Annotated in this window: 16 protein-coding genes; 11 read left to right on the top strand and 5 right to left on the bottom strand. The window is 68.6% G+C overall.

Annotated elements, in window-relative coordinates:
* Nucleotides 1-23: 23 nt before the first annotated feature.
* Nucleotides 24-785 carry a helix-turn-helix domain-containing protein gene (locus GDR74_RS08835; RefSeq protein ID WP_152585966.1) on the bottom strand — a complete coding sequence of 254 codons (762 nt, stop codon included), beginning with the start codon at nucleotides 783-785 and terminating at the stop codon, nucleotides 24-26.
* Between the two features lie 244 nt (nucleotides 786-1,029).
* Between GDR74_RS08835 and GDR74_RS08830 the strand changes: the two genes are divergently transcribed.
* Nucleotides 1,030-1,818 carry a response regulator gene (locus GDR74_RS08830; RefSeq protein WP_152585965.1) on the top strand — a complete coding sequence of 263 codons (789 nt, stop codon included), beginning with the start codon at nucleotides 1,030-1,032 and terminating at the stop codon, nucleotides 1,816-1,818.
* A 48-nt stretch (nucleotides 1,819-1,866) separates the two neighbouring features.
* On the opposite strand, the gene GDR74_RS08825 is transcribed toward GDR74_RS08830, so the two are convergent.
* Both GDR74_RS08825 and GDR74_RS08820 read right to left on the bottom strand, forming a co-directional pair.
* Nucleotides 1,867-2,634, bottom strand: a complete 768-nt coding sequence (locus GDR74_RS08825) for a LuxR C-terminal-related transcriptional regulator (RefSeq protein ID WP_152585964.1) — start codon at nucleotides 2,632-2,634, stop codon at nucleotides 1,867-1,869.
* Between the two features lie 157 nt (nucleotides 2,635-2,791).
* The gene (locus GDR74_RS08820) at nucleotides 2,792-3,940 is read right to left on the bottom strand and encodes an amidohydrolase (RefSeq protein WP_152585963.1); all 1,149 of its coding nucleotides are present in this window, start codon (nucleotides 3,938-3,940) and stop codon (nucleotides 2,792-2,794) included.
* Nucleotides 3,941-4,145: 205 nt separating this feature from the next.
* On the opposite strand from GDR74_RS08820, the gene GDR74_RS08815 reads away from it, so the two are divergent.
* Nucleotides 4,146-4,850 (top strand): glutathione S-transferase N-terminal domain-containing protein, encoded by a 705-nt coding sequence (locus GDR74_RS08815; protein WP_152585962.1) that lies wholly within the window; start codon nucleotides 4,146-4,148, stop codon nucleotides 4,848-4,850.
* A gap of 31 nt (nucleotides 4,851-4,881) precedes the next feature.
* On the opposite strand, the gene hutC is transcribed toward GDR74_RS08815, so the two are convergent.
* On the bottom strand, nucleotides 4,882-5,646 hold the full coding sequence (gene hutC / locus GDR74_RS08810; protein WP_152585961.1) for a histidine utilization transcriptional repressor HutC: 765 nt from the start codon (nucleotides 5,644-5,646) through the stop codon (nucleotides 4,882-4,884).
* Nucleotides 5,643-7,013: a formimidoylglutamate deiminase gene (locus GDR74_RS08805; protein WP_152585960.1), complete on the bottom strand. Its 1,371-nt coding sequence runs from the start codon at nucleotides 7,011-7,013 to the stop codon at nucleotides 5,643-5,645. Before GDR74_RS08805 ends, hutC begins: the two co-directional genes overlap by 4 nt.
* A gap of 125 nt (nucleotides 7,014-7,138) precedes the next feature.
* Here GDR74_RS08805 and hutI point away from each other — a divergent pair, with 125 nt between their 5' ends.
* From hutI to GDR74_RS08760, 9 genes are all read left to right on the top strand, one after another.
* Nucleotides 7,139-8,347 carry an imidazolonepropionase gene (gene hutI, locus GDR74_RS08800; protein WP_152585959.1) on the top strand — a complete coding sequence of 403 codons (1,209 nt, stop codon included), beginning with the start codon at nucleotides 7,139-7,141 and terminating at the stop codon, nucleotides 8,345-8,347.
* Nucleotides 8,344-9,891, top strand: coding sequence for a histidine ammonia-lyase (gene hutH, locus GDR74_RS08795; RefSeq protein ID WP_152585958.1), 1,548 nt, complete (start codon nucleotides 8,344-8,346; stop codon nucleotides 9,889-9,891). Before hutI ends, hutH begins: the two co-directional genes overlap by 4 nt.
* Nucleotides 9,888-10,739 (top strand): N-formylglutamate deformylase, encoded by an 852-nt coding sequence (gene hutG / locus GDR74_RS08790; RefSeq protein ID WP_152585957.1) that lies wholly within the window; start codon nucleotides 9,888-9,890, stop codon nucleotides 10,737-10,739. The genes hutH and hutG overlap by 4 nt, the downstream gene beginning before the upstream one ends.
* Nucleotides 10,736-12,400, top strand: coding sequence for a urocanate hydratase (hutU, locus tag GDR74_RS08785; RefSeq protein ID WP_152585956.1), 1,665 nt, complete (start codon nucleotides 10,736-10,738; stop codon nucleotides 12,398-12,400). Before hutG ends, hutU begins: the two co-directional genes overlap by 4 nt.
* A gap of 10 nt (nucleotides 12,401-12,410) precedes the next feature.
* Nucleotides 12,411-13,007, top strand: a complete 597-nt coding sequence (locus GDR74_RS08780; RefSeq protein ID WP_152585955.1) for a HutD/Ves family protein — start codon at nucleotides 12,411-12,413, stop codon at nucleotides 13,005-13,007.
* 181 nt (nucleotides 13,008-13,188) lie between these two features.
* Nucleotides 13,189-14,118 (top strand): ABC transporter substrate-binding protein, encoded by a 930-nt coding sequence (locus GDR74_RS08775; protein WP_425486956.1) that lies wholly within the window; start codon nucleotides 13,189-13,191, stop codon nucleotides 14,116-14,118.
* A 115-nt stretch (nucleotides 14,119-14,233) separates the two neighbouring features.
* On the top strand, nucleotides 14,234-15,010 hold the full coding sequence (locus GDR74_RS08770) for an ABC transporter permease (protein ID WP_152585953.1): 777 nt from the start codon (nucleotides 14,234-14,236) through the stop codon (nucleotides 15,008-15,010).
* Nucleotides 15,007-15,798, top strand: coding sequence for an ABC transporter ATP-binding protein (locus tag GDR74_RS08765; RefSeq protein ID WP_152585952.1), 792 nt, complete (start codon nucleotides 15,007-15,009; stop codon nucleotides 15,796-15,798). The genes GDR74_RS08770 and GDR74_RS08765 overlap by 4 nt, the downstream gene beginning before the upstream one ends.
* A 313-nt stretch (nucleotides 15,799-16,111) precedes the next feature.
* The gene (locus tag GDR74_RS08760) at nucleotides 16,112-17,782 is read left to right on the top strand and encodes a methyl-accepting chemotaxis protein (protein WP_246180051.1); all 1,671 of its coding nucleotides are present in this window, start codon (nucleotides 16,112-16,114) and stop codon (nucleotides 17,780-17,782) included.
* The last annotated feature ends 183 nt before the right edge of the window (nucleotides 17,783-17,965 follow it).

Raw genomic sequence — 17,965 nt, 5'->3', positions numbered from 1 at the left:
CCCGGTCGCCCTGCTGGCGCGGCTCAGTGCGCCTCGACCGCGAGATGCCGAGCCCGCCCTTCCCGGATGTCGCCGGCATCGAAGCCGTCCGGCTCTCCGGCGATTTCCTGGAGTGTCCGCAGGCTGCGCAGGATCACCCTGTGCCGGCCTTCGAGGGCGATCAGCCCGTCGCGCTTGAATTTCGAAAGGATGCGGCAGACCGTCTCGATGGTCAGGCCGAGATAGTCGGCGATGTCCAGACGGGTCATCGGCAGGTCGAGGACCACCGGCCTCTTCCGATCCGCGCGGGTGCGGCAGGCTGCCGATGCCAGGAAATGGGCGACCCGCTCCTCTGCCCCCATCTGGCCCAGCACGATGATATGGCGGTGGGCGGCCATCATCTCCTCGAAGAGCCGGGTGAAAAGGAGCCGCTGAAGTTCTCCGGCTCCCTCGCCCATCGCGTGGAGGCGGCTGCGGCTGAGCCGGCGGACGCGCACCGCCGTGACGGCCTCGGCCGTGTACCGGTGCATGTCGAGGCAGGAGAGACCGACCATCTCGCCGCCGAAGACGAAGCCCATGATGGCCCGGCGCCCGTCCGGCAGAATGCGATAGAGACGGAGGCAGCCCTCGGAGACCCGGTAGAAATAGTCGGCCGCATCGCCTTCCCAGAACAGCGCGGCGCCGGGAGCAAGGCTCTCCGTGGGCTGGGCGGCAAACAGGGCATCCAGGCTTGGAGCCTCCGGCGGCAGGCCGAGCGCCGGAAGCATCGCGACGCCGGGCATCGAGGCGAGTCGGGAGGCATACATGGGGGGCTCCGGTCACGATCTGAGTTGCCCAGACCAAAGCAGGCGAATGTCACAGACGTACTTTCGGACTGTGCGATTATGTCTCGTTTCGTAACGGAATGTTACGAAGCCGCCCCCGAAAATTCCTGCGTTCGCGAGAAGGAGCCCCCTTCCCTTGGCGGACGATCGGTGAAAATATTCAATCTTACTGGCCCTTTAGGATAGGTTCCCAACCGTAATGCCTTGCCCGATAAAGAAACGGGCAATGCGCGAGAAGACTGGCCCGACCTCCCAGGACGACGGCAGGGTGACGGATACTCCACACATTCTCATCGTCGATGACGATCCCAAGATCCGACAGATGCTCTCGCGCTATCTGTCGGAAGAAGGCTTTCAGGTCAGTTCAGCCGAAAGCGGTCGGGCGATGCGTGAGAGCCTCGCCCGAACCAAGGTGGACCTGGTTCTTCTGGATCTGGTCCTGCCGGGCGAGGACGGGCTCAAGCTGGCCCGCGAGATCCGCTCGCAGCCCGGCTACAGCAACCTCGGCATCATCATGCTCACCGGCCGCTCGGACATGGTCGACATGGTGGTCGGGCTCGAACTCGGGGCCGACGACTACATCGCCAAGCCCTTCCACCTCAGGGAGCTTCTCGCCCGGATCAAGAGCGTCCTGCGACGTCTCCTGCCCGCGGCACCCGCAGAAGCAGCCGATTCGGCCGCCGGCACGCAACTCTCCACGGAGGAAATCATCCGCTTCGACGGCTGGCAGCTCGACCTCGCCCGGAGGGAGCTGAAGGCGCCCGACGGCTCGGCGGTTCCGCTCACGACCGGGGAATTCGACCTCCTCGCCACCTTCGCCCGCCACCCCGGCCGGGTTCTGAACCGCGACCAGCTGATGGATCTCACCCGAGGGCGTCAGTGGGAGGCCATCGACCGCTCCATCGATGCCCAGGTGGCGCGGCTGCGCCGCAAGATCGAGGCGGATCCCAAGCACCCGACCCTCGTGAAGTCGGTGCGCGGGATCGGATACGTGTTCACCGCCAGGACCACCTGATGGGGAGGCGACACCCGAACCCGGCTTCTCCTCCGCTCCGGGAGCGTCCTACCCGGCCGTCTCGAGCGGGGCGGAGAGCGGCGACGCCTCCGCCTGCAGCGCCGAGAGATCCCGCGATGCGGCCCACATGGCGGCCTGCGTCCGGTTCTGCACGCCGATCTTTCTCAGGATCGCCTTGACGTGAACCTTGACCGTGGCTTCGGCAAGCCCGAGCTTGCGCGCGATGACCTTGTTGGGCGCGCCTTCCATCAGACGGCGCAGGATCTCGGCCTCCCGACCCGACAATCTGTGCATGTCCGACGAATCGCCCGCGGACCCGAGGGTTGCGCTCCGTTCGAGTTCCCGGAGGGCCGGTCCGGCGCTCAGCAGAGACAGGACGAAGGTCGAGGGAAAGACGACCTCGCCGCGCATCACGAGTTCGAGGGCTGCGGCCAGCACGGTCCCATCCGTGCTCGTCAGGCAGAATCCGTCCGCACCGGCCCGGTGGGCCTGTCCGACGAAGTCCGGCTCGAAACGGTCGGCGAGAAGCACGATCCGTCCGTCCGGGTACTCGCTCCTGAGATCTTCGACGAGAGAGATCGTCCGCTCGGCGAAGCGAGCCGCGTCGACCACGATCAGGCCGGGCATGCGGCCGAAAGACCGTCCCGATCCCAGACGCTGCTCCAGCTCCTCCTGGACCTGGAACCGGGTCCCCTCCAGCATCTGCTGGAGGCCGGCCAACAGGATCGGGTTGTTGCCGACGAGCACCGTCAGGACCTGTCCCTCGTCGCGAGCGGGACAGGAGCCGGCCTCTCTTTGGAGAAATGTCACGGACATGCAGTTCGCCTTTTGATCGGTTCGCGCAGGGCGCGGCAATGGCTAGGTTGATCCGGTCGGGAGGACGCGACCGGGAAATTACGTTAGCCGAAGCGCCAAGAGGCTTCTTGATCTACGTCAATTCGCGCATGCGCTCCTTCGCAACGCGTGCGCGGCCCTACCCGAGCATGTCTCGCAGGGTCCGCATGAAGACGCGGGCGCCGATGGCGATCAGGTCGTCCGGAAAATCGTAGTCGGGATTGTGCAGGCTCGGGTGTTTCTCCCCGGCGCCCAGGAAGAACATGGCGGCGCAGGCCCCGTCGCCGAAACGGCCGAAATCCTCCGACGGGCGCATGGGCAGGTCGCCCCGGTCCCAGGGAACGGCCTCCGCGTCGAGAGCCCGGCGCAGGTGGGCCACGGCTTCCGGCGCATTCTCGCAGTGGCGGAACACGTCCCGATAGGCGATCTCGAGGCCGAGCCCCTGCTCCCTCGCCACGTCGGCCGCCAATGCCTCGGCCCGCGAGACGAGTCCCTCCATCCCCGCATCCGTCAAGGTGCGGAGCGTCGCCCAGATCTCCGCGTATCCCGGAGCGATGCCGAAGGCGGGCTCGCCCACGCGGGCATGGGTCACCGTCACCATGGCGAACCCCTCGTCGAGGGGGCCGCCCCGGCCAAGCCCCGTCAGCGCGGGCATCAGCTTCGCGACCGCATCCGCGGGCGAGAGGCCGAATTCCGGCATGGAGGCATGGGCGGTCTTGCCCATCAGGGCGATGCGCATGCCCCGCGACGCGCAGCTCACCGGGCCTTCGATCAGCGCCGCCTTGCCGAGGGGCATGCCCGGCAGGTTGTGAAGGGCGAAGGCGAAGTCGGGGGCGATCTCGCGGAACTTCGGATCCTCCACCACGGCGGCGGCCCCGGAGCCGTCCTCCTCGGCCGGCTGGAACATGAGAACTGCGCGGCCCCGCTGCGGGCGGCGGCGGCCGAGGCCCCGCGCCAGGGCGGCCAGGATCGCCATGTGTCCGTCATGGCCGCACAGGTGGGCCTTGCCGGGCACGGCGGAGCGGTGCGGAACATCCGAGATTTCCTGGATCGGGAGACCGTCGAGCTCGGCGCGGACCATCACGGTCGGCCCCGGCTCGCGGCCCTCGTAGATTCCGGCGACGCCATGACCTCCGAGGCCGGTGACGATCCGGTCGGCCCCGGTCGAGGCCAGGAGCGCCGCCACCGTTTCCGCGGTCCTCGCCTCCTCTCCCGAGACGTCGGGCATGCGGTGGAGCCCCCGGCGCCACTCGGTCAGCTCGACCACGTCCTGGTTCGTGAGAAACATGGAAATCTCCGGCATGCGCACTGGGGGCAAGGCCGCGCGGCCTCCGAAGGACGGTTATGGCCGACCGGGTCGGCGGCGATCAACCCCGGCTGCGCCGGCACCCGGCGAGGCGCATCGTCTCGAACGCCAATGGCGTTTGCATTTTCGAAGCTTGACCTTGCGACCCTGTTCCGCCCGGATGGCGCCGTCCATTTCGGAGTTCCTGATGTCAGACCTTTCCGCTTTTCCCATCACCAAGCGCTGGCCCGCCCGGCATCCCGACCGCCTGCAGCTCTACTCCCTCCCGACGCCGAACGGCGTGAAAGTCTCCATCGCCCTGGAGGAGACCGGCCTTCCCTACGAGCCCCATTTGATCGACATCGGCAAGAACGAGACCTGGACGCCCGAATTCCTCTCGCTCAACCCGAACGGCAAGATTCCGGCGATCGTCGATCCGGACGGTCCGGGCGGCAAGCCGCTGGCCCTGTTCGAGTCCGGCGCGATCCTGCTCTACCTCGCCGAGAAGACCGGGCAGCTCCTGCCGAAGGATCCCGCACGGCGCTACGAGACCGTGCAGTGGGTCTTCTTCCAGATGGCGGCGGTCGGCCCGATGTTCGGCCAGCTCGGGTACTTCCACAAGTTCGCGGGCCGGGAGATCGAGGACAAGCGTCCCCTCGAACGCTACCGCGCCGAATCGCAGCGCCTGCTCGGCGTGCTCGAGCAGCGGCTGGACGGGCGCGAGTGGATCATGGGACCGGACTACACCATCGCCGACATCTCGCTCCTCGGCTGGGTGCGCAATCTCATCGGCTTCTACGGCGCGGGCGAGCTCGTCCGGTTCGACACGCTCCGCAACGTTCCCGCATGGCTGGAGCGGGGCCTCGCCCGCCCTGCCGTCCAACGCGGGCTCGACATCCCGAAGCGTCCTTAAGCCGCGACCCGGCCGCGCTTCCTCCGGCGCTTCAGGCCCCGGAGGAGAGGCCCGACGTGGCGGGCGAGAAGCGGCCGACCAGGTGGTGCCGCTCGCCCGGATATGCGATGCGGGCCTCCGTGACGAAGCTGCCCGCCTGCCAGGTGCGGCGCTCCAGCACCAGGCAGGCGGCGCCCGTCTGGATCTGGAGCCGCCTGGCGAGCACGCTGTCCGCATTGACGGCGCGGACGACATGCTCGGCGTCGGTCCACGGCACGCGCCGCAGGAGCCATGTGCCCGGCGGCAGCTCGGCGAACGTCTCCTCCGCCGCCTCCGGCACGGTTTCGAGATGGATCAGCCGCTGCTCGTAGGCGCTCGGAACGCCGTTCATGAGGTGGAGCGTCGTCACGCACAGCATCCGCATGCCTGCCGGCAGCCCGGTGCGCTGGGCTCCGGCGACGTCGAGCGGCTCGATCTCCCGGCGAAGGACCTTGAAGCGATAGACCGTTCCGGTGCGGGCCGCCTCGAGCGCGAAGTCCTGGATCTCGAGAACCGCCCGCTCCTTGCTGGGCTCCGCGACGATGGAGCCGGCGCGCCGGCGGCGGGTGATGAGCCCGTTGGCGGCGAGGGTCGAGAGCACCTTGTTCACGGTCATGCGCGAGCAGCCGTATTCCGCCATCAGCTCGTGCTCGAAAGGCACCCGATGTCCGGGCGGCCATTCGCCGGACATGATCCGCGCCTCGATGTCGTCGCGGATGCGCTGGTAGAGATGCTTCGAGCCCGCGACGTCGGGCTTGGCCTGTGCGCCTTCCGTCATGACCTGATCCTCGCCATGGTGCGGACGTAGCGGGTCGCGATGGCGTCCCGGTCCCGGTGCCGCCCGCGCTCCACCAGCGTCCTGCCGCCGACGACCACCCTGTCGATGGCCGCTCGCCCCGTCACGAAGACGTATGCGTCGAGGATGCGGTCGCCGGACAGCCCGGCCAGGTCCGGATGCGCGGCATCCAGCGCGACAAGGTCGGCGCGACAGCCGGGCGCAATCGCTCCGACACGCCGTCCGAGCGCCTGCGCGCCCCCTGTGAGGGCGCGCCCGTAGAGGCTTCGTCCCGTCGATTCCCCTTCCCTCTCCGCGAGCAGATTGCGGCCCCGCCGCGCGAGCCGCTGGCTGTATTCGAGCTGCTTCAGTTCGCCCGGGGCCGCGATCTCGACGTTCGAGTCGGAGCCGACGCCGAAGGCGCCGCCCGCATCGAGGAACGCGGGGCCCGAGAAGGTTCCGTCGCCCAGGTTCGCCTCCGTGAGCGGGCACAGTCCCGCGACCGCCCCCGTCGAGGCGAACCGCCGCACCTCGTCCGCATCGAGATGGGTCGCGTGGACGAGGCACCAGCGTCGGTCCACCGGCGCATGATCGAGGAGCCAGGCGACCGGACGTCGCCCGGACCAGGCAAGACAGTCCTCGACCTCCTTCGTCTGCTCGGCGACATGGATATGAACGGGCCCTTCCGGCACCAGACGGAGAACCTCGGCGAGAGTCTCGGGCGTCACCGCCCGCAGGCTGTGCGGAGCGATCCCGACCTTCGCATCGTCGAGGGTGGCGGCCGCCCTCCGGGAGCTTTCGAGGAGGCGGCCGAAACTCTCCACGTCGCAGACGAAGCGCCGCTGCCCCTCGTTGGGCGACACGCCTCCGAAGCCGCCGTTGGCGTAGAAGACCGGCAGGAGCGTGAGCCCCATGCCCGTGAGAGCCGCCGCCGCCGCGATGCGGCCGGCCATCTCGCCGATCTCGGCATAGGGACGACCGTCCCTGTCGTGATGAAGGTAGTGAAACTCCGCGAGGGACGTGAAACCGCCTTCGAGCATCTCCATCATGGCGAAGGCTGCGATGGATTCGACGTCCTCCGGCGTCAGATGCGCGAGGAAGCGGTACATGACCTGCCGCCAGGTCCAGAAACTGTCTCCGCTGGGGCCGCGCGTCTCCGCCAGCCCCGCCATGCCGCGCTGGAAGGTGTGGCTGTGGAGGTTCGGAAGACCGGGCAGGACGATGCCGGGGATCCGTTCGCACCCGTCGGGCGAGGCGTCGGGCGTCACGGAACGGATGGCGCCCCCCTCCACCTCGACCGCGACGTTCCGCGCCCAGCCCCCCGGCAGCAGCGCATGCTCCAGAAACAGCCTCTGCGTCGATTCCGCCATGATCCCCTGCCTCCCCGGGCTCCGGACGCGCTGTCTGCAAATCCACCGCAGCCCGTCGAATAAGTCTAGACAATAAATTTGTTTCGCGCTTATGTATAGACATTAACGGGTCAGAGGAGAGCCCCATGCGCTTCGACCGGATCTGGCACAATGCCCGCCTCGCAACCCTGTCCGAGAGCCGAGGCGGACTTGGCATCGTCGAGAGCGGCGCCGTCGCCGCCAGGGACGGACGAATCGCCTTCGCGGGTTCCATGAGCGATCTTCCGGGCGGGTGGGACGCCGCGGAGCGCATCGACTGCGATGGCCGGTGGATCACGCCCGGTCTCGTGGACTGCCACACCCATCTGGTCTTCGGCGGCGACAGGGCCCACGAGTTCGAGCTGCGCCTGAAGGGTGCGAGCTACGAGGAGATCGCCCGGGCCGGGGGCGGCATCCTCTCCACCGTGAAGGCGACCCGGGCAGCCAGCGAGGATGCGCTCGTGGCCGGTGCCCTCCCCCGTCTCGACCACCTCCTCGCCGAGGGCTGCACGACCGTCGAGATCAAGTCGGGCTACGGCCTGGACACCGAGACCGAGGCGCGGATGCTGCGCGCCGCCAGGCGCCTCGCCGCGGAGCGCCCGGTGGCGGTGACGACCACCTTTCTCGGGGCCCACGCCCTGCCGCCCGAGGCGAACGGCGACAAGGACGCCTATATCGAAGCGGTCTGCCGGGACATGCTGCCTGCCCTCGCCCGCGAAGGCCTCGCCGATGCGGTCGACGCCTTCTGCGAAGGCATCGCCTTCTCGCCGGAGCAGACGGCGCGCGTATTCCGAGCCGCGAAGGACCTCGGCCTGAACGTCAAGCTCCACGCGGACCAGCTTTCGAACCTCCACGGCGCGAAGCTCGCGGCCGATTTCGGCGCCCTGTCGGCCGACCATCTGGAATACACGGACGAGGAAGGCGCGGCGGCGATGGCGAAGGCGGGCACGGTGGCGGTGCTCCTGCCCGGCGCGTTCTACATGCTGCGGGAGACAAAACAGCCTCCGGTGGAGGCCTTCCGCCGCCACGGGACGCGGATTGCCCTCGCGACCGACTGCAATCCCGGCACGTCGCCGCTGACGTCGCTTCTTCTGACCATGAACATGGGCGCGACCCTGTTCCGCCTCACCGTCGAGGAATGCATCGCCGGAGTCACGCGCGAGGCGGCCCGCGCCCTCGGCCGCCTCGACGAGATCGGCACCCTCGAGGCCGGCAAGCGGTGCGATCTCGCGATCTGGGAGATCGAGCGGCCGGCCGAGCTCGTCTACCGCATCGGCTTCAATCCATTGCACACCCGCATCTGGAGGGGACATTGACCCGATCCGTCACGCTCACACCCGGCTCCGTCGCGCTCGCCGAATGGCGCGAGGTCTATCGCGGCGCCGCCGTCGCGCTCGACACCGGCTGCCGCCCGAAGGTCGAGGCGGGCGCCCGCACGGTCGAAGCCATCGTCGCCAAGGGCGCCCCGGTCTACGGCATCAACACCGGCTTCGGGAAGCTGGCGAGCGTGCGCATCGGCACCTCCGACCTGACGACGCTCCAGCGCAACATCGTGCTTTCCCACGCGGCGGGAGTCGGCGAGCCTCTGCCCGCGCCCGTGGTGCGTCTCGTCATGGCGCTCAAGCTGGCGAGCCTCGCCCAGGGTGCGTCGGGCGTGCGCTGGAGCACGATCGAGCACCTCGCACGGTGTCTCCAGGCGGGCCTCGTTCCCGTCGTTCCCGGCCAGGGCTCGGTGGGCGCGTCCGGCGACCTCGCTCCCCTCGCCCACATGACGGCGGCCCTCATGGGCGTCGGCGCCTTTCTGGCGGAAGGCCGACCGGTGCCCGCCACCGAGGCGCTGCGGGCGGCGGGGCTCGAACCGCTGACGCTCGGCCCGAAGGAGGGCCTCGCGCTGCTCAACGGCACGCAGGTCTCGACCGCGCTCGCCCTCGCCGGGCTCTTCGAGGCGGAGCGCGTGTTCCAGGCGGCCCTCGTGACCGGAGCGCTGGCGACGGACGCGGCCAAGGGTTCCGACGGCCCCTTCGATCCGCGCATCCAGGACCTGCGGCGCCACCGCGGGCAGGCCGAGGTCGCCGCCGCCCTGCGCGCCCTGATGCGGGGCAGCGCCATCCGCGCCTCTCACCTCACCAACGACGACCGGGTGCAGGACCCCTATTGCCTGCGCTGCCAGCCGCAGGTGATGGGCGCCGTGCTCGACCTGATGCGCCAGGCCGGCGAGACGCTTGCGACCGAAGCGAACGGCGTGTCCGACAACCCGCTCGTGTTCTCCGAGACGGGCGAGGTCATCTCGGGCGGCAACTTTCACGCTGAGCCGGTGGCCTTCGCGGCCGACATGATCGCCATGGCGCTGTGCGAGATCGGCTCCCTTTCCGAGCGCCGCATCGCGATGCTCGTCGACCCGGCGCTCTCGGGCCTTCCGGCCTTCCTCACGCCGAAGCCGGGGCTCAATTCCGGCTTCATGATCCCGCAGGTGACGGCCGCCGCCCTCGTGTCCGAAAACAAGCAGCGCGCCTATCCGGCGAGCGTCGACTCCATCCCCACCTCCGCCAACCAGGAGGACCATGTGTCGATGGCGACCCACGGCGCACGCCGGCTCGTGCCCATGGCGAGAAACGCTGCGAACGTGATCGGCATCGAGCTTCTCGCCGCCGCGCAGGGATGCGACTTCCACGCCCCGATGAAGTCGAGCGAGCCGCTGGAGCGTGCCCGGGCGCTCCTGCGCGCCCGCGTGCCCCACCTGGAGGACGACCGGCATCTCGCGCCGGAGATGGAGGAGGCCGCATCCCTCGTGGCCTCCGGCGCGCTGGCCGAGGCGGCCGGAACGGCTCTCCTTCCCGCCGTTGCAGGGAGGCAGCCGTGACGGAGCCCGCCTCCCTCCCCTGGCTGACGGTGGCGCGCGGCGAGGCGCCGCTGATCGTGAGCCTGCCCCACACGGGCACCGAGATTCCCGCGCCGTACGACCGGGGCCTCGTCTCTCCGTGGCTCGCCCGCAAGGACGCGGACTGGTGGATCGAGCGCCTCTACGATTTCGCGGCCGGCCTCGGGGCGACCGTGATCCGCACTGCCATCTCGCGGACGGTGATCGACGTGAACCGGGACCCGAGCGGCGCATCGCTCTATCCTGGCCAGGCGACGACGGAGCTGTGCCCTACCACCACCTTCGACGGGGAGCCGCTCTACGTGGCGGGCGCGGAGCCCGACGCGGCGTCCATCGCCGAGCGCAGGCAGCGCTTCTTCGACCCCTATCATGCGGCCCTTCGCGCCGAGGCCGGGCGCCTGCGCGAGCGCCACGGCCACGTGGTGGTGTACGACTGCCACTCGATCCGCTCGGTGATCCCGCGCCTGTTCGAGGGGACGCTGCCCCACTTCAACATCGGGACGAACGGGGGCGTCAGCTGCGCGGCCCCGCTGAGCGGCGCGGTGGAGAAGCTGTGCGCGGAAAGCGGCCTCACCCACGTGGTCAACGGCCGCTTCAAGGGCGGCTACATCACCCGCAGCCTCGGGCGTCCCGACGCCGGAATCCACGCGATCCAGATGGAGCTCGCCTGCCGCGGCTACATGAAGGAGCCGCTCGGCCCCGTCGCCGCAGACACATGGCCCACCCCTTACGACGACGCCGTGGCGGCCCCGATGCGCGAAACGCTCATCCGCATCCTGGAAGCCTGCCTCGCTTTCGCGAAACGACCTGTTGAGAGGAACCGCCCATGAACCGCATCGACAATGCCCGCGTGATCCGCGCCGCGCACGGAACCGAGCTGTCCGCCAAGAGCTGGCTGACGGAGGCGCCCCTGCGCATGCTCATGAACAACCTCGATCCGGACGTGGCGGAAAAGCCGGGCGAGCTCGTGGTCTACGGCGGCATCGGCCGCGCGGCGCGGGACTGGGAGAGCTTCGACCGCATCGTCGCCGCGCTGAAGAATCTCGAGGCGGACGAGACGCTGCTCGTCCAGTCCGGCAAGCCGGTCGGCGTGTTCCGCACCCATCCGGATGCGCCGCGGGTGCTGATCGCCAATTCGAACCTCGTCCCGCACTGGGCGACCTGGGACACCTTCCACGAGCTCGACCGCAAGGGCCTCATGATGTACGGCCAGATGACCGCCGGCTCCTGGATCTACATCGGCAGCCAGGGCATCGTGCAGGGCACCTACGAGACCTTCGTCGAGGTGGGCCGCCGCCATTACGGCGGCGACCTGTCCGGCCGCTGGATCCTTACGGCGGGCCTCGGCGGCATGGGCGGCGCGCAGCCCCTCGCCGCCACCATGGCCGGCGCCTCCTGCCTTGCGGTGGAGTGCCAGCCGAGTCGCATCGAGATGCGCCTGCGCACGGGCTATCTCGACCGCCGCGCCGACAGCCTGGACGAGGCCCTCGCGCTCATCGAGCAGTCCTGCCGAGAGCGCAAGCCCCTCTCCGTCGGCCTTCTCGGCAACGCGGCCGAGATCTTCCCCGAGATCCATCGCCGCGGCATCCGTCCCGACGCGGTCACGGACCAGACATCCGCCCACGACCCCGTGAACGGCTATCTGCCGAAGGGCTGGACGCTCGCCGAATGGGAGGAGAAGCGCGAGAAGAATCCGAAGGCGGTCGAGCAGGCCGCCAAGCGCTCCATGGCCGAGCACGTGCGCGCCATGCTCGCCTTCCACAAGGACGGCGTGCCGACCCTCGACTACGGCAACAACATCCGCCAGATGGCGAAGGAGGAAGGCGTGGAGGACGCCTTCGCCTTCCCCGGCTTCGTTCCGGCCTATATCCGCCCCCTCTTCTGCCGGGGCATCGGCCCGTTCCGCTGGGCGGCCCTCTCGGGCGACCCGGAGGACATCTTCCGCACGGACGCGAAGGTGAAGGAGCTCCTGCCGGACAACAGGCACCTGCACAACTGGCTCGACATGGCGCAAAAGCGCATCAGGTTCCAGGGCCTTCCCGCCCGCATCTGCTGGGTCGGCCTCGGCGACCGTCACCGCCTCGGCCTCGCCTTCAACGAGATGGTGGCGAAGGGCGAGCTGAAGGCGCCCATCGTCATTGGCCGCGACCATCTGGACTCGGGCTCTGTCGCGAGCCCAAACCGGGAGACGGAGGCGATGAAGGACGGCTCGGACGCCGTGTCCGACTGGCCGCTGCTGAACGCGCTGCTCAACTGCGCCTCCGGCGCCACCTGGGTCTCGCTGCACCACGGCGGCGGCGTGGGAATGGGCTTCTCCCAGCATTCGGGCATGGTGATCGTCTGCGACGGCACGCCGGAGGCGGCCCGGCGCATCGAGCGCGTGCTGTGGAACGATCCGGCGACCGGGGTCATGCGCCATGCGGACGCCGGATACGAGATCGCCATCGAATGCGCCCGCGAGCACGGGCTCAACCTGCCCAGCCTGCGCTGAGGCCCCTCCGATGGCAGGACGCGTGATCCGCGAAAGCGACCTCGCCAGGGTTCCCTGGAAGAACGGCGGCGGCACCACCGCGGAGGTCGCCGCCTTCCCGCCGGGATCCTCCTTCGACACCTTCGGCTGGCGCGTCAGCATGGCGGACGTCGCTTCCGACGGTCCGTTCTCCGTCTTTCCGGGCATCGACCGGACGCTGATCGTCGTCGAGGGCGGCGGCATCGAGCTGACGGTGGAGGGCGTGCCCTACCGGCTCGACGGTCCCTCCGCCAAGCTGTCCTTCTCGGGCGACGACCGAACCTCCGGACGGCTCCTGTCCGGCCCGATTCGGGATCTCAACGTGATGACGAGGCGCGGGCAGTTCCGCCACCGCACGCGCCTTCTCGATTCCGGCGTCGCGCTGGTCTCCGAAGGCACCGCCGCCGCCCTCCTCGTGGCGCTGGACGGCCCCGTCGACGTGGCCCTCGACACGACCGTGCACAGCCTGGGGCCTCTCGACGCCCTGGTCCTCGACACGATGCCGGACCTCATCCCTCTCTCGGGTCCCGGACGGGCGGTCCTTGTCGAGATCGCGCCCGCGGATTCGGCAGGGGAGGATGCCGTTTAGCCATCGTGCATGACGTTGCGGCACATCTTCATGTCTATACATTTGACATCGACGCGCGGGCGTGATGCGATCCTCGCACGCGCTTGCGGAACCTGCGAAGCAACAAGCAGATCGACCGGAGGGGTCGGCAGGTCCAGAGGGCAAGGCGAAGGGTAAAGTGGAGGTCACGATGAAAGCACTCATGGGTGGACTGGCGTTTCTCGCGCTGGCGGCCGGCTCCGCGGCGGCGCAGGAGACGAAGGTTTCGGTCGGCATCTCGGGCTGGACGGGCTTCGCGCCCCTGACGCTCGCGAAGGAGGCCGGAATCTTCAAGAAGAACGGCCTCGACGTCACCTTGAAGAAGGTGCCGCAGGCGAGCCGCCACCTGGCGATCCAGTCCGGCGACATCCAGTGCGCCGCGACGACCGTCGAGACCTGGATCGTCTGGAACGCCAACGGGGTTCCCACGAAGCAGATCTTCCAGCTCGACAAGAGCTACGGCGCCGACGGGATGGTGGTCCGCAACGACATCGCTTCCATCAAGGACCTGAAGGGCAAGACCGTGGCCGCCTCGGCCCCCGGCACCTCGCCCTATTTCGCCCTCGCCTGGATCCTGAAGAAGAACGGCCTTTCGGTGAAGGACGTCACGGTGGTCAACATGGAGCCTGGCCCCGCCGCCCAGGCCTTCATCGCCGGGCAGAACGACGCCGCCATGACCTACGAGCCCTATCTCTCCTCCGTCCGCGCCGCGCCGCAGGCGGGCAAGATCATCGCCACCACACTCGACTATCCGATGGTCATGGACACCTTCGGCTGCACGCCGAAATTCCTCAGCGACAATCCCAAGGCCGCGAAGGCCCTCGCCGACAGCTACTTCGAGGCCCTCGACATGATCGCCAAGGAACCGGCGAAGTCCTACGAGATCATGGGCGCGGACGTGAAGCAGACGGGCGAGGCCTTCGCCGCCTCCGCCAAGTTCCTGCGCTGGCAGGACCGCGAGGCGAACAGGAAGTTCTTCGCCAGCGAGTTCAAGACCTTCTCGGAGGAGGCGGCCGACCTCCTCCTGGAAGTGGGCATCATCAAGCAGAAGCCGGACATGAACGCGCTGGCCGACACCAGCTTCATCCAGTAACCCGCAACGCCGCGGCGGTCCTGCGCAAGCCCGGGCCGCCGCCGACCTCCCGAAACTCCCATGCCGCCCGGCCGGATCTCCCCGAGGTCACCGCGGGCGGCGGAGCAGACCTCGCATGACCCGTCCCTTAGAACCCGTGAGCCAGGGAACCCGCATCGTCCTTGGCATCTCCTTCTTCGTGCTCTTCGTGGCGGCCTGGGCCTTCGCCACCCTCGGCGGATACGTCTCGCGCACGTTCCTCGCGGATCCGATCTCCATGGTCCATGACGGCTGGCTGCTGCTGACCCGGTTCGGCTTCCTCGCCGATATCGGCGTCACCGTCTGGCGCGTGGTCGGCGGATTCATCCTGGCGGCAGCCGTCGCCGTGCCGCTCGGGGTGATGATGGGCGCCTACAAGCCCTTCGAGGCCTTCCTCGAACCCTTCATTTCCTTCGCCCGCTACCTGCCGGCCTCGGCCTTCGTCCCGCTCCTGATCCTGTGGGCCGGCATCGGCGAGATGCAGAAGCTCCTCGTCATCTTCATCGGCTCCGTCTTCCAGATCGTCCTCATGGTGGCGGTGGCCGTCGGCAACACGCGCCGCGACCTCGTGGAGGCCGCCTATACGCTGGGCTCGACGGACCGGGGCGTGGTCAGGCGTGTGCTGATCCCGGCGAACGCGCCGGAGATCGCCGAGATCCTGCGGCTCGTGCTCGGCTGGGCCTGGACCTACGTGATCGTCGCCGAGCTCATCGGCTCCTCCTCGGGGATCGGGCACATGATCATCGACAGCCAGGCCCTCCTCGCCACGGGGCAGATGATCTTCGGGATCATCGTCATCGGCATCATCGGCCTCATCTCCGACTTCCTCTTCAAGGCCCTGAACCGGACGCTCTTTCCCTGGCGGCTCGCATGACCGACACGATCCTCACCATCGACAACGTCTCCCGCGTCTTCCCCGGCGCGCGCGGCCGGGATCCCGTGCGCGCGCTCGAGCCGACGAGCCTCGCCGTCGCGGAGAACGACTTCATCACCATTCTCGGTCCGTCCGGCTGCGGGAAATCCACGCTCCTGCGCATCGTGGCGGGGCTCGACCGGCCGAGCGCGGGCAAGGTCTTTCTCAAGGGGCGGGAGATCACGGGGCCGGGAGCGGACCGGGGCATGGTGTTCCAGTCCTATACCCTGTTCCCGTGGCTCACGGTGGCGGAGAACATCGCCTACGGCCTGCGGGAGAAGGGCGTTCCGCCCGCCACACGGCGCGAGATCGTCGCCTCCTACATCGAGAAGGTGGGCCTACGCGGGTTCGAGAACCATTATCCAAAGCAGCTCTCCGGCGGCATGCAGCAGCGCACGGCGATCGCCCGGGCCCTGGCGAACGACCCCGCCATCCTGCTCCTCGACGAGCCCTTCGGCGCCCTCGACAACCAGACGCGCTCGCTCATGCAGGAACTCCTGCTCGGCATCTGGGAGCGGGAGCGCAAGACCGTGCTCTTCGTCACCCACGACATCGAGGAGGCGATCTTCCTCGCCTCCCGCGTGATCGTGATGACCGCGCGCCCCGGGCGGATCAAGGCCGACATTCCGGTCGACCTGTCGCACCCGCGCCACTACACCATGAAGACGAGCGCGGCCTTCTCGGACCTCAAGGCGCAGCTCACGGAAGAGATCCGCGTCGAGGCGATGCGGGCGAGCGAGGCTCATTAGGAACCGCTGTCGGAAAGGCCGGAGCCGGCCCGCCGCCCGCTCCGGATCCCTGCGAAGCGAGCGCCCGAGCGGTCGTCCGAGCGTATTCGTGCCGGATCATCCGAAGAAACCGGCTGAGATACGCTTCTTCCCGGCAGATTTCTGACGCAACGTAAGCTCCTCGTAACGTTGGCCCTGTAGATCTTTCGTCGTCCGGTCCTCCGGCTTGCTCCGCCACCGTCGAACATCGTGCCGCGAAACGAAGCACGGGCCTGGGGGAAGCCAGCATCGGGCCGGAGGGAAGACCAATGGGGGCAAGATGTCTTTAGCAAAATTGTGGAATATCAGCGGGCGCTTCTACGCGGGCATGGCGACGAGCATCGTCGCCCTCGTCGCCCTTGCCATCTACGGATCGGCAACCATCTCGAACATTCTCGTCAGCCAGAAGCAGACCGAGCTCAAGCACCTGACGGACGTCGCCATCAGCATCATGGCCGAGTACGAGGCGAAGGCTGCGAAGGGCGAGATGGACGCGGAGGAAGCCAAGAAGCGCGCTCTGGCCGCCGTCGAGGCTCTTCGCTACGCCGGCTCGGAGTACTTCTTCAGCCACACCTTCAACCATGTCACCGTCATGCATCCGTTCAGCAAGCAGCTGATCGGCAAGGACCAGTCCGGCCTGAAGGATTCCGACGGGCGCGCATTCGTGGTCGAGATGGTGGACCGGGCCAAGGAGGGCGGCGGCTTCGTGAAGTATCACTGGCCGAAGGCCAACCAGACCGTTCCCAGCCCGAAGCTGACCTACGTCGCGCCCTTTCCCAAGTGGCAGCTCCTCATCGGCACGGGCGTCTACATCGACGACCTCGAGGCCATCGCCGCCTATTACCGGAACCTCTTCCTCGGCCTGATCGGCGCCGCCATCGTTCTCCAGATCGTCGTCGCCTTCGGTCTCGGACGCAGCATCTCGCGGCCCATCCAGAAGCTCGTCGTCAGCATGCGCGCTCTGGCGGCCGGCGATCTCAGCGTGCCGGTTGAGGGAACGTCGCGGCGCGACGAGATCGGCGTCATGGCCGGTGCCGTCCAGGTCTTCAAGGATGCCATGATCGCCAAGGCGGAGGCCGAGGCGCAGGCGGCGGAGGAGGCCGACGCGAAGATGCGCAGGGCCGAGATGCTCGACCGCCTGACGAGGCAGTTCGAGGCCAACGTGCTGGCGCTGACGCAGGGCCTGTCCGCCGCCTCGTCCGAGATGCAGGCCACCGCCCAGTCGATGGCCCAGGTGGCGGACCGGACGAACGAGCGGGCGGTGAGCGTCGCTTCCGCCGCGCAACAGACCTCGATGAACGTGCAGACGGTGGCCGCCGCCACGGAGGAGCTCTCCATCTCGATCAGGGAGATCGCCTCGCAGGTGAACCAGTCCTCGCAGGTGGCGGAGCGCGCGGTCGCCGACGCGCAGCGCACCAACGGGATCGTGCAGGAGCTCGCCAACACCGCCGAGAAGATCGGCACCGTGATCCAGCTCATCAACAACATCGCCGGCCAGACCAACCTGCTCGCCCTCAACGCCACCATCGAGGCGGCCCGCGCCGGCGAGGCGGGCAAGGGCTTCGCGGTGGTGGCAAGCGAGGTCAAGGAGCTCGCCAACCAGACCGCCAGGGCGACGGGCGAGATTTCCGACCAGATCGGTTCGGTGCAGCAGGCGACGGCCGAGGCGGTGAACGCCATCCAGTCCATCGTGCAGACGATCACGGAGATGTCGCAGATCTCGGTCGCCATCGCCGCAGCCATGGAGCAGCAGGGCGCAGCGACCTCCGAAATCTCCCGCAACGTGCAGGAGGCCGCCCGCGGCACCGAACTGGTGACGGGCAGCATCGACGACGTGCGCCACGGCGCGGGCGAGACCGGCGCCGCCGCCTCGCAGGTGCTCGGCGCGGCGCAGAGCCTCGCGCAGCACTCGTCGAGCCTCAGCGACGAAGTGGCGAGCTTCCTCGACGGCGTGAAGGCGGCCTGAGGTCCATCGCGGAAAACGATGCGACGCGGGGCCGGGCGGATACGTCCGGCCCCGTCCTTTTCGGGGGCCGGAGCGATGAAGCCGCCTTCTCCGCCGCCCGAATGCCGGCCCGTGATGACAATCGGGCGGGACCGGATACTCTCGCGGGCCCGACACCGCCTCCATCCACCGCAGGTTCCATTC

The sequence above is a fragment of the Microvirga thermotolerans genome (genome assembly GCF_009363855.1).
GTDB lineage: Bacteria > Pseudomonadota > Alphaproteobacteria > Rhizobiales > Beijerinckiaceae > Microvirga > Microvirga thermotolerans.
This window is presented reverse-complemented; position numbering and strand designations above follow the sequence as displayed.

Bases quoted from the DNA above. Each gene is read 5' to 3' on its own strand.
- GDR74_RS08825 (WP_152585964.1), bottom strand. From the start codon at position 2,634: ATGTCCGTGACATTTCTCCAAAGAGAGGCCGGCTCCTGTCCCGCTCGC.
- hutC (WP_152585961.1), bottom strand. From the start codon at position 5,646: ATGACGGAAGGCGCACAGGCCAAGCCCGACGTCGCGGGCTCGAAGCAT.
- GDR74_RS08815 (WP_152585962.1), top strand. From the start codon at position 4,146: ATGTCAGACCTTTCCGCTTTTCCCATCACCAAGCGCTGGCCCGCCCGG.
- GDR74_RS08830 (WP_152585965.1), top strand. From the start codon at position 1,030: ATGCGCGAGAAGACTGGCCCGACCTCCCAGGACGACGGCAGGGTGACG.
- hutU (WP_152585956.1), top strand. From the start codon at position 10,736: ATGAACCGCATCGACAATGCCCGCGTGATCCGCGCCGCGCACGGAACC.
- GDR74_RS08820 (WP_152585963.1), bottom strand. From the start codon at position 3,940: ATGTTTCTCACGAACCAGGACGTGGTCGAGCTGACCGAGTGGCGCCGG.
- GDR74_RS08770 (WP_152585953.1), top strand. From the start codon at position 14,234: ATGACCCGTCCCTTAGAACCCGTGAGCCAGGGAACCCGCATCGTCCTT.
- GDR74_RS08780 (WP_152585955.1), top strand. From the start codon at position 12,411: ATGGCAGGACGCGTGATCCGCGAAAGCGACCTCGCCAGGGTTCCCTGG.
- GDR74_RS08805 (WP_152585960.1), bottom strand. From the start codon at position 7,013: ATGGCGGAATCGACGCAGAGGCTGTTTCTGGAGCATGCGCTGCTGCCG.
- GDR74_RS08835 (WP_152585966.1), bottom strand. From the start codon at position 785: ATGTATGCCTCCCGACTCGCCTCGATGCCCGGCGTCGCGATGCTTCCG.
- GDR74_RS08775 (WP_425486956.1), top strand. From the start codon at position 13,189: ATGGGTGGACTGGCGTTTCTCGCGCTGGCGGCCGGCTCCGCGGCGGCG.
- hutI (WP_152585959.1), top strand. From the start codon at position 7,139: ATGCGCTTCGACCGGATCTGGCACAATGCCCGCCTCGCAACCCTGTCC.
- GDR74_RS08765 (WP_152585952.1), top strand. From the start codon at position 15,007: ATGACCGACACGATCCTCACCATCGACAACGTCTCCCGCGTCTTCCCC.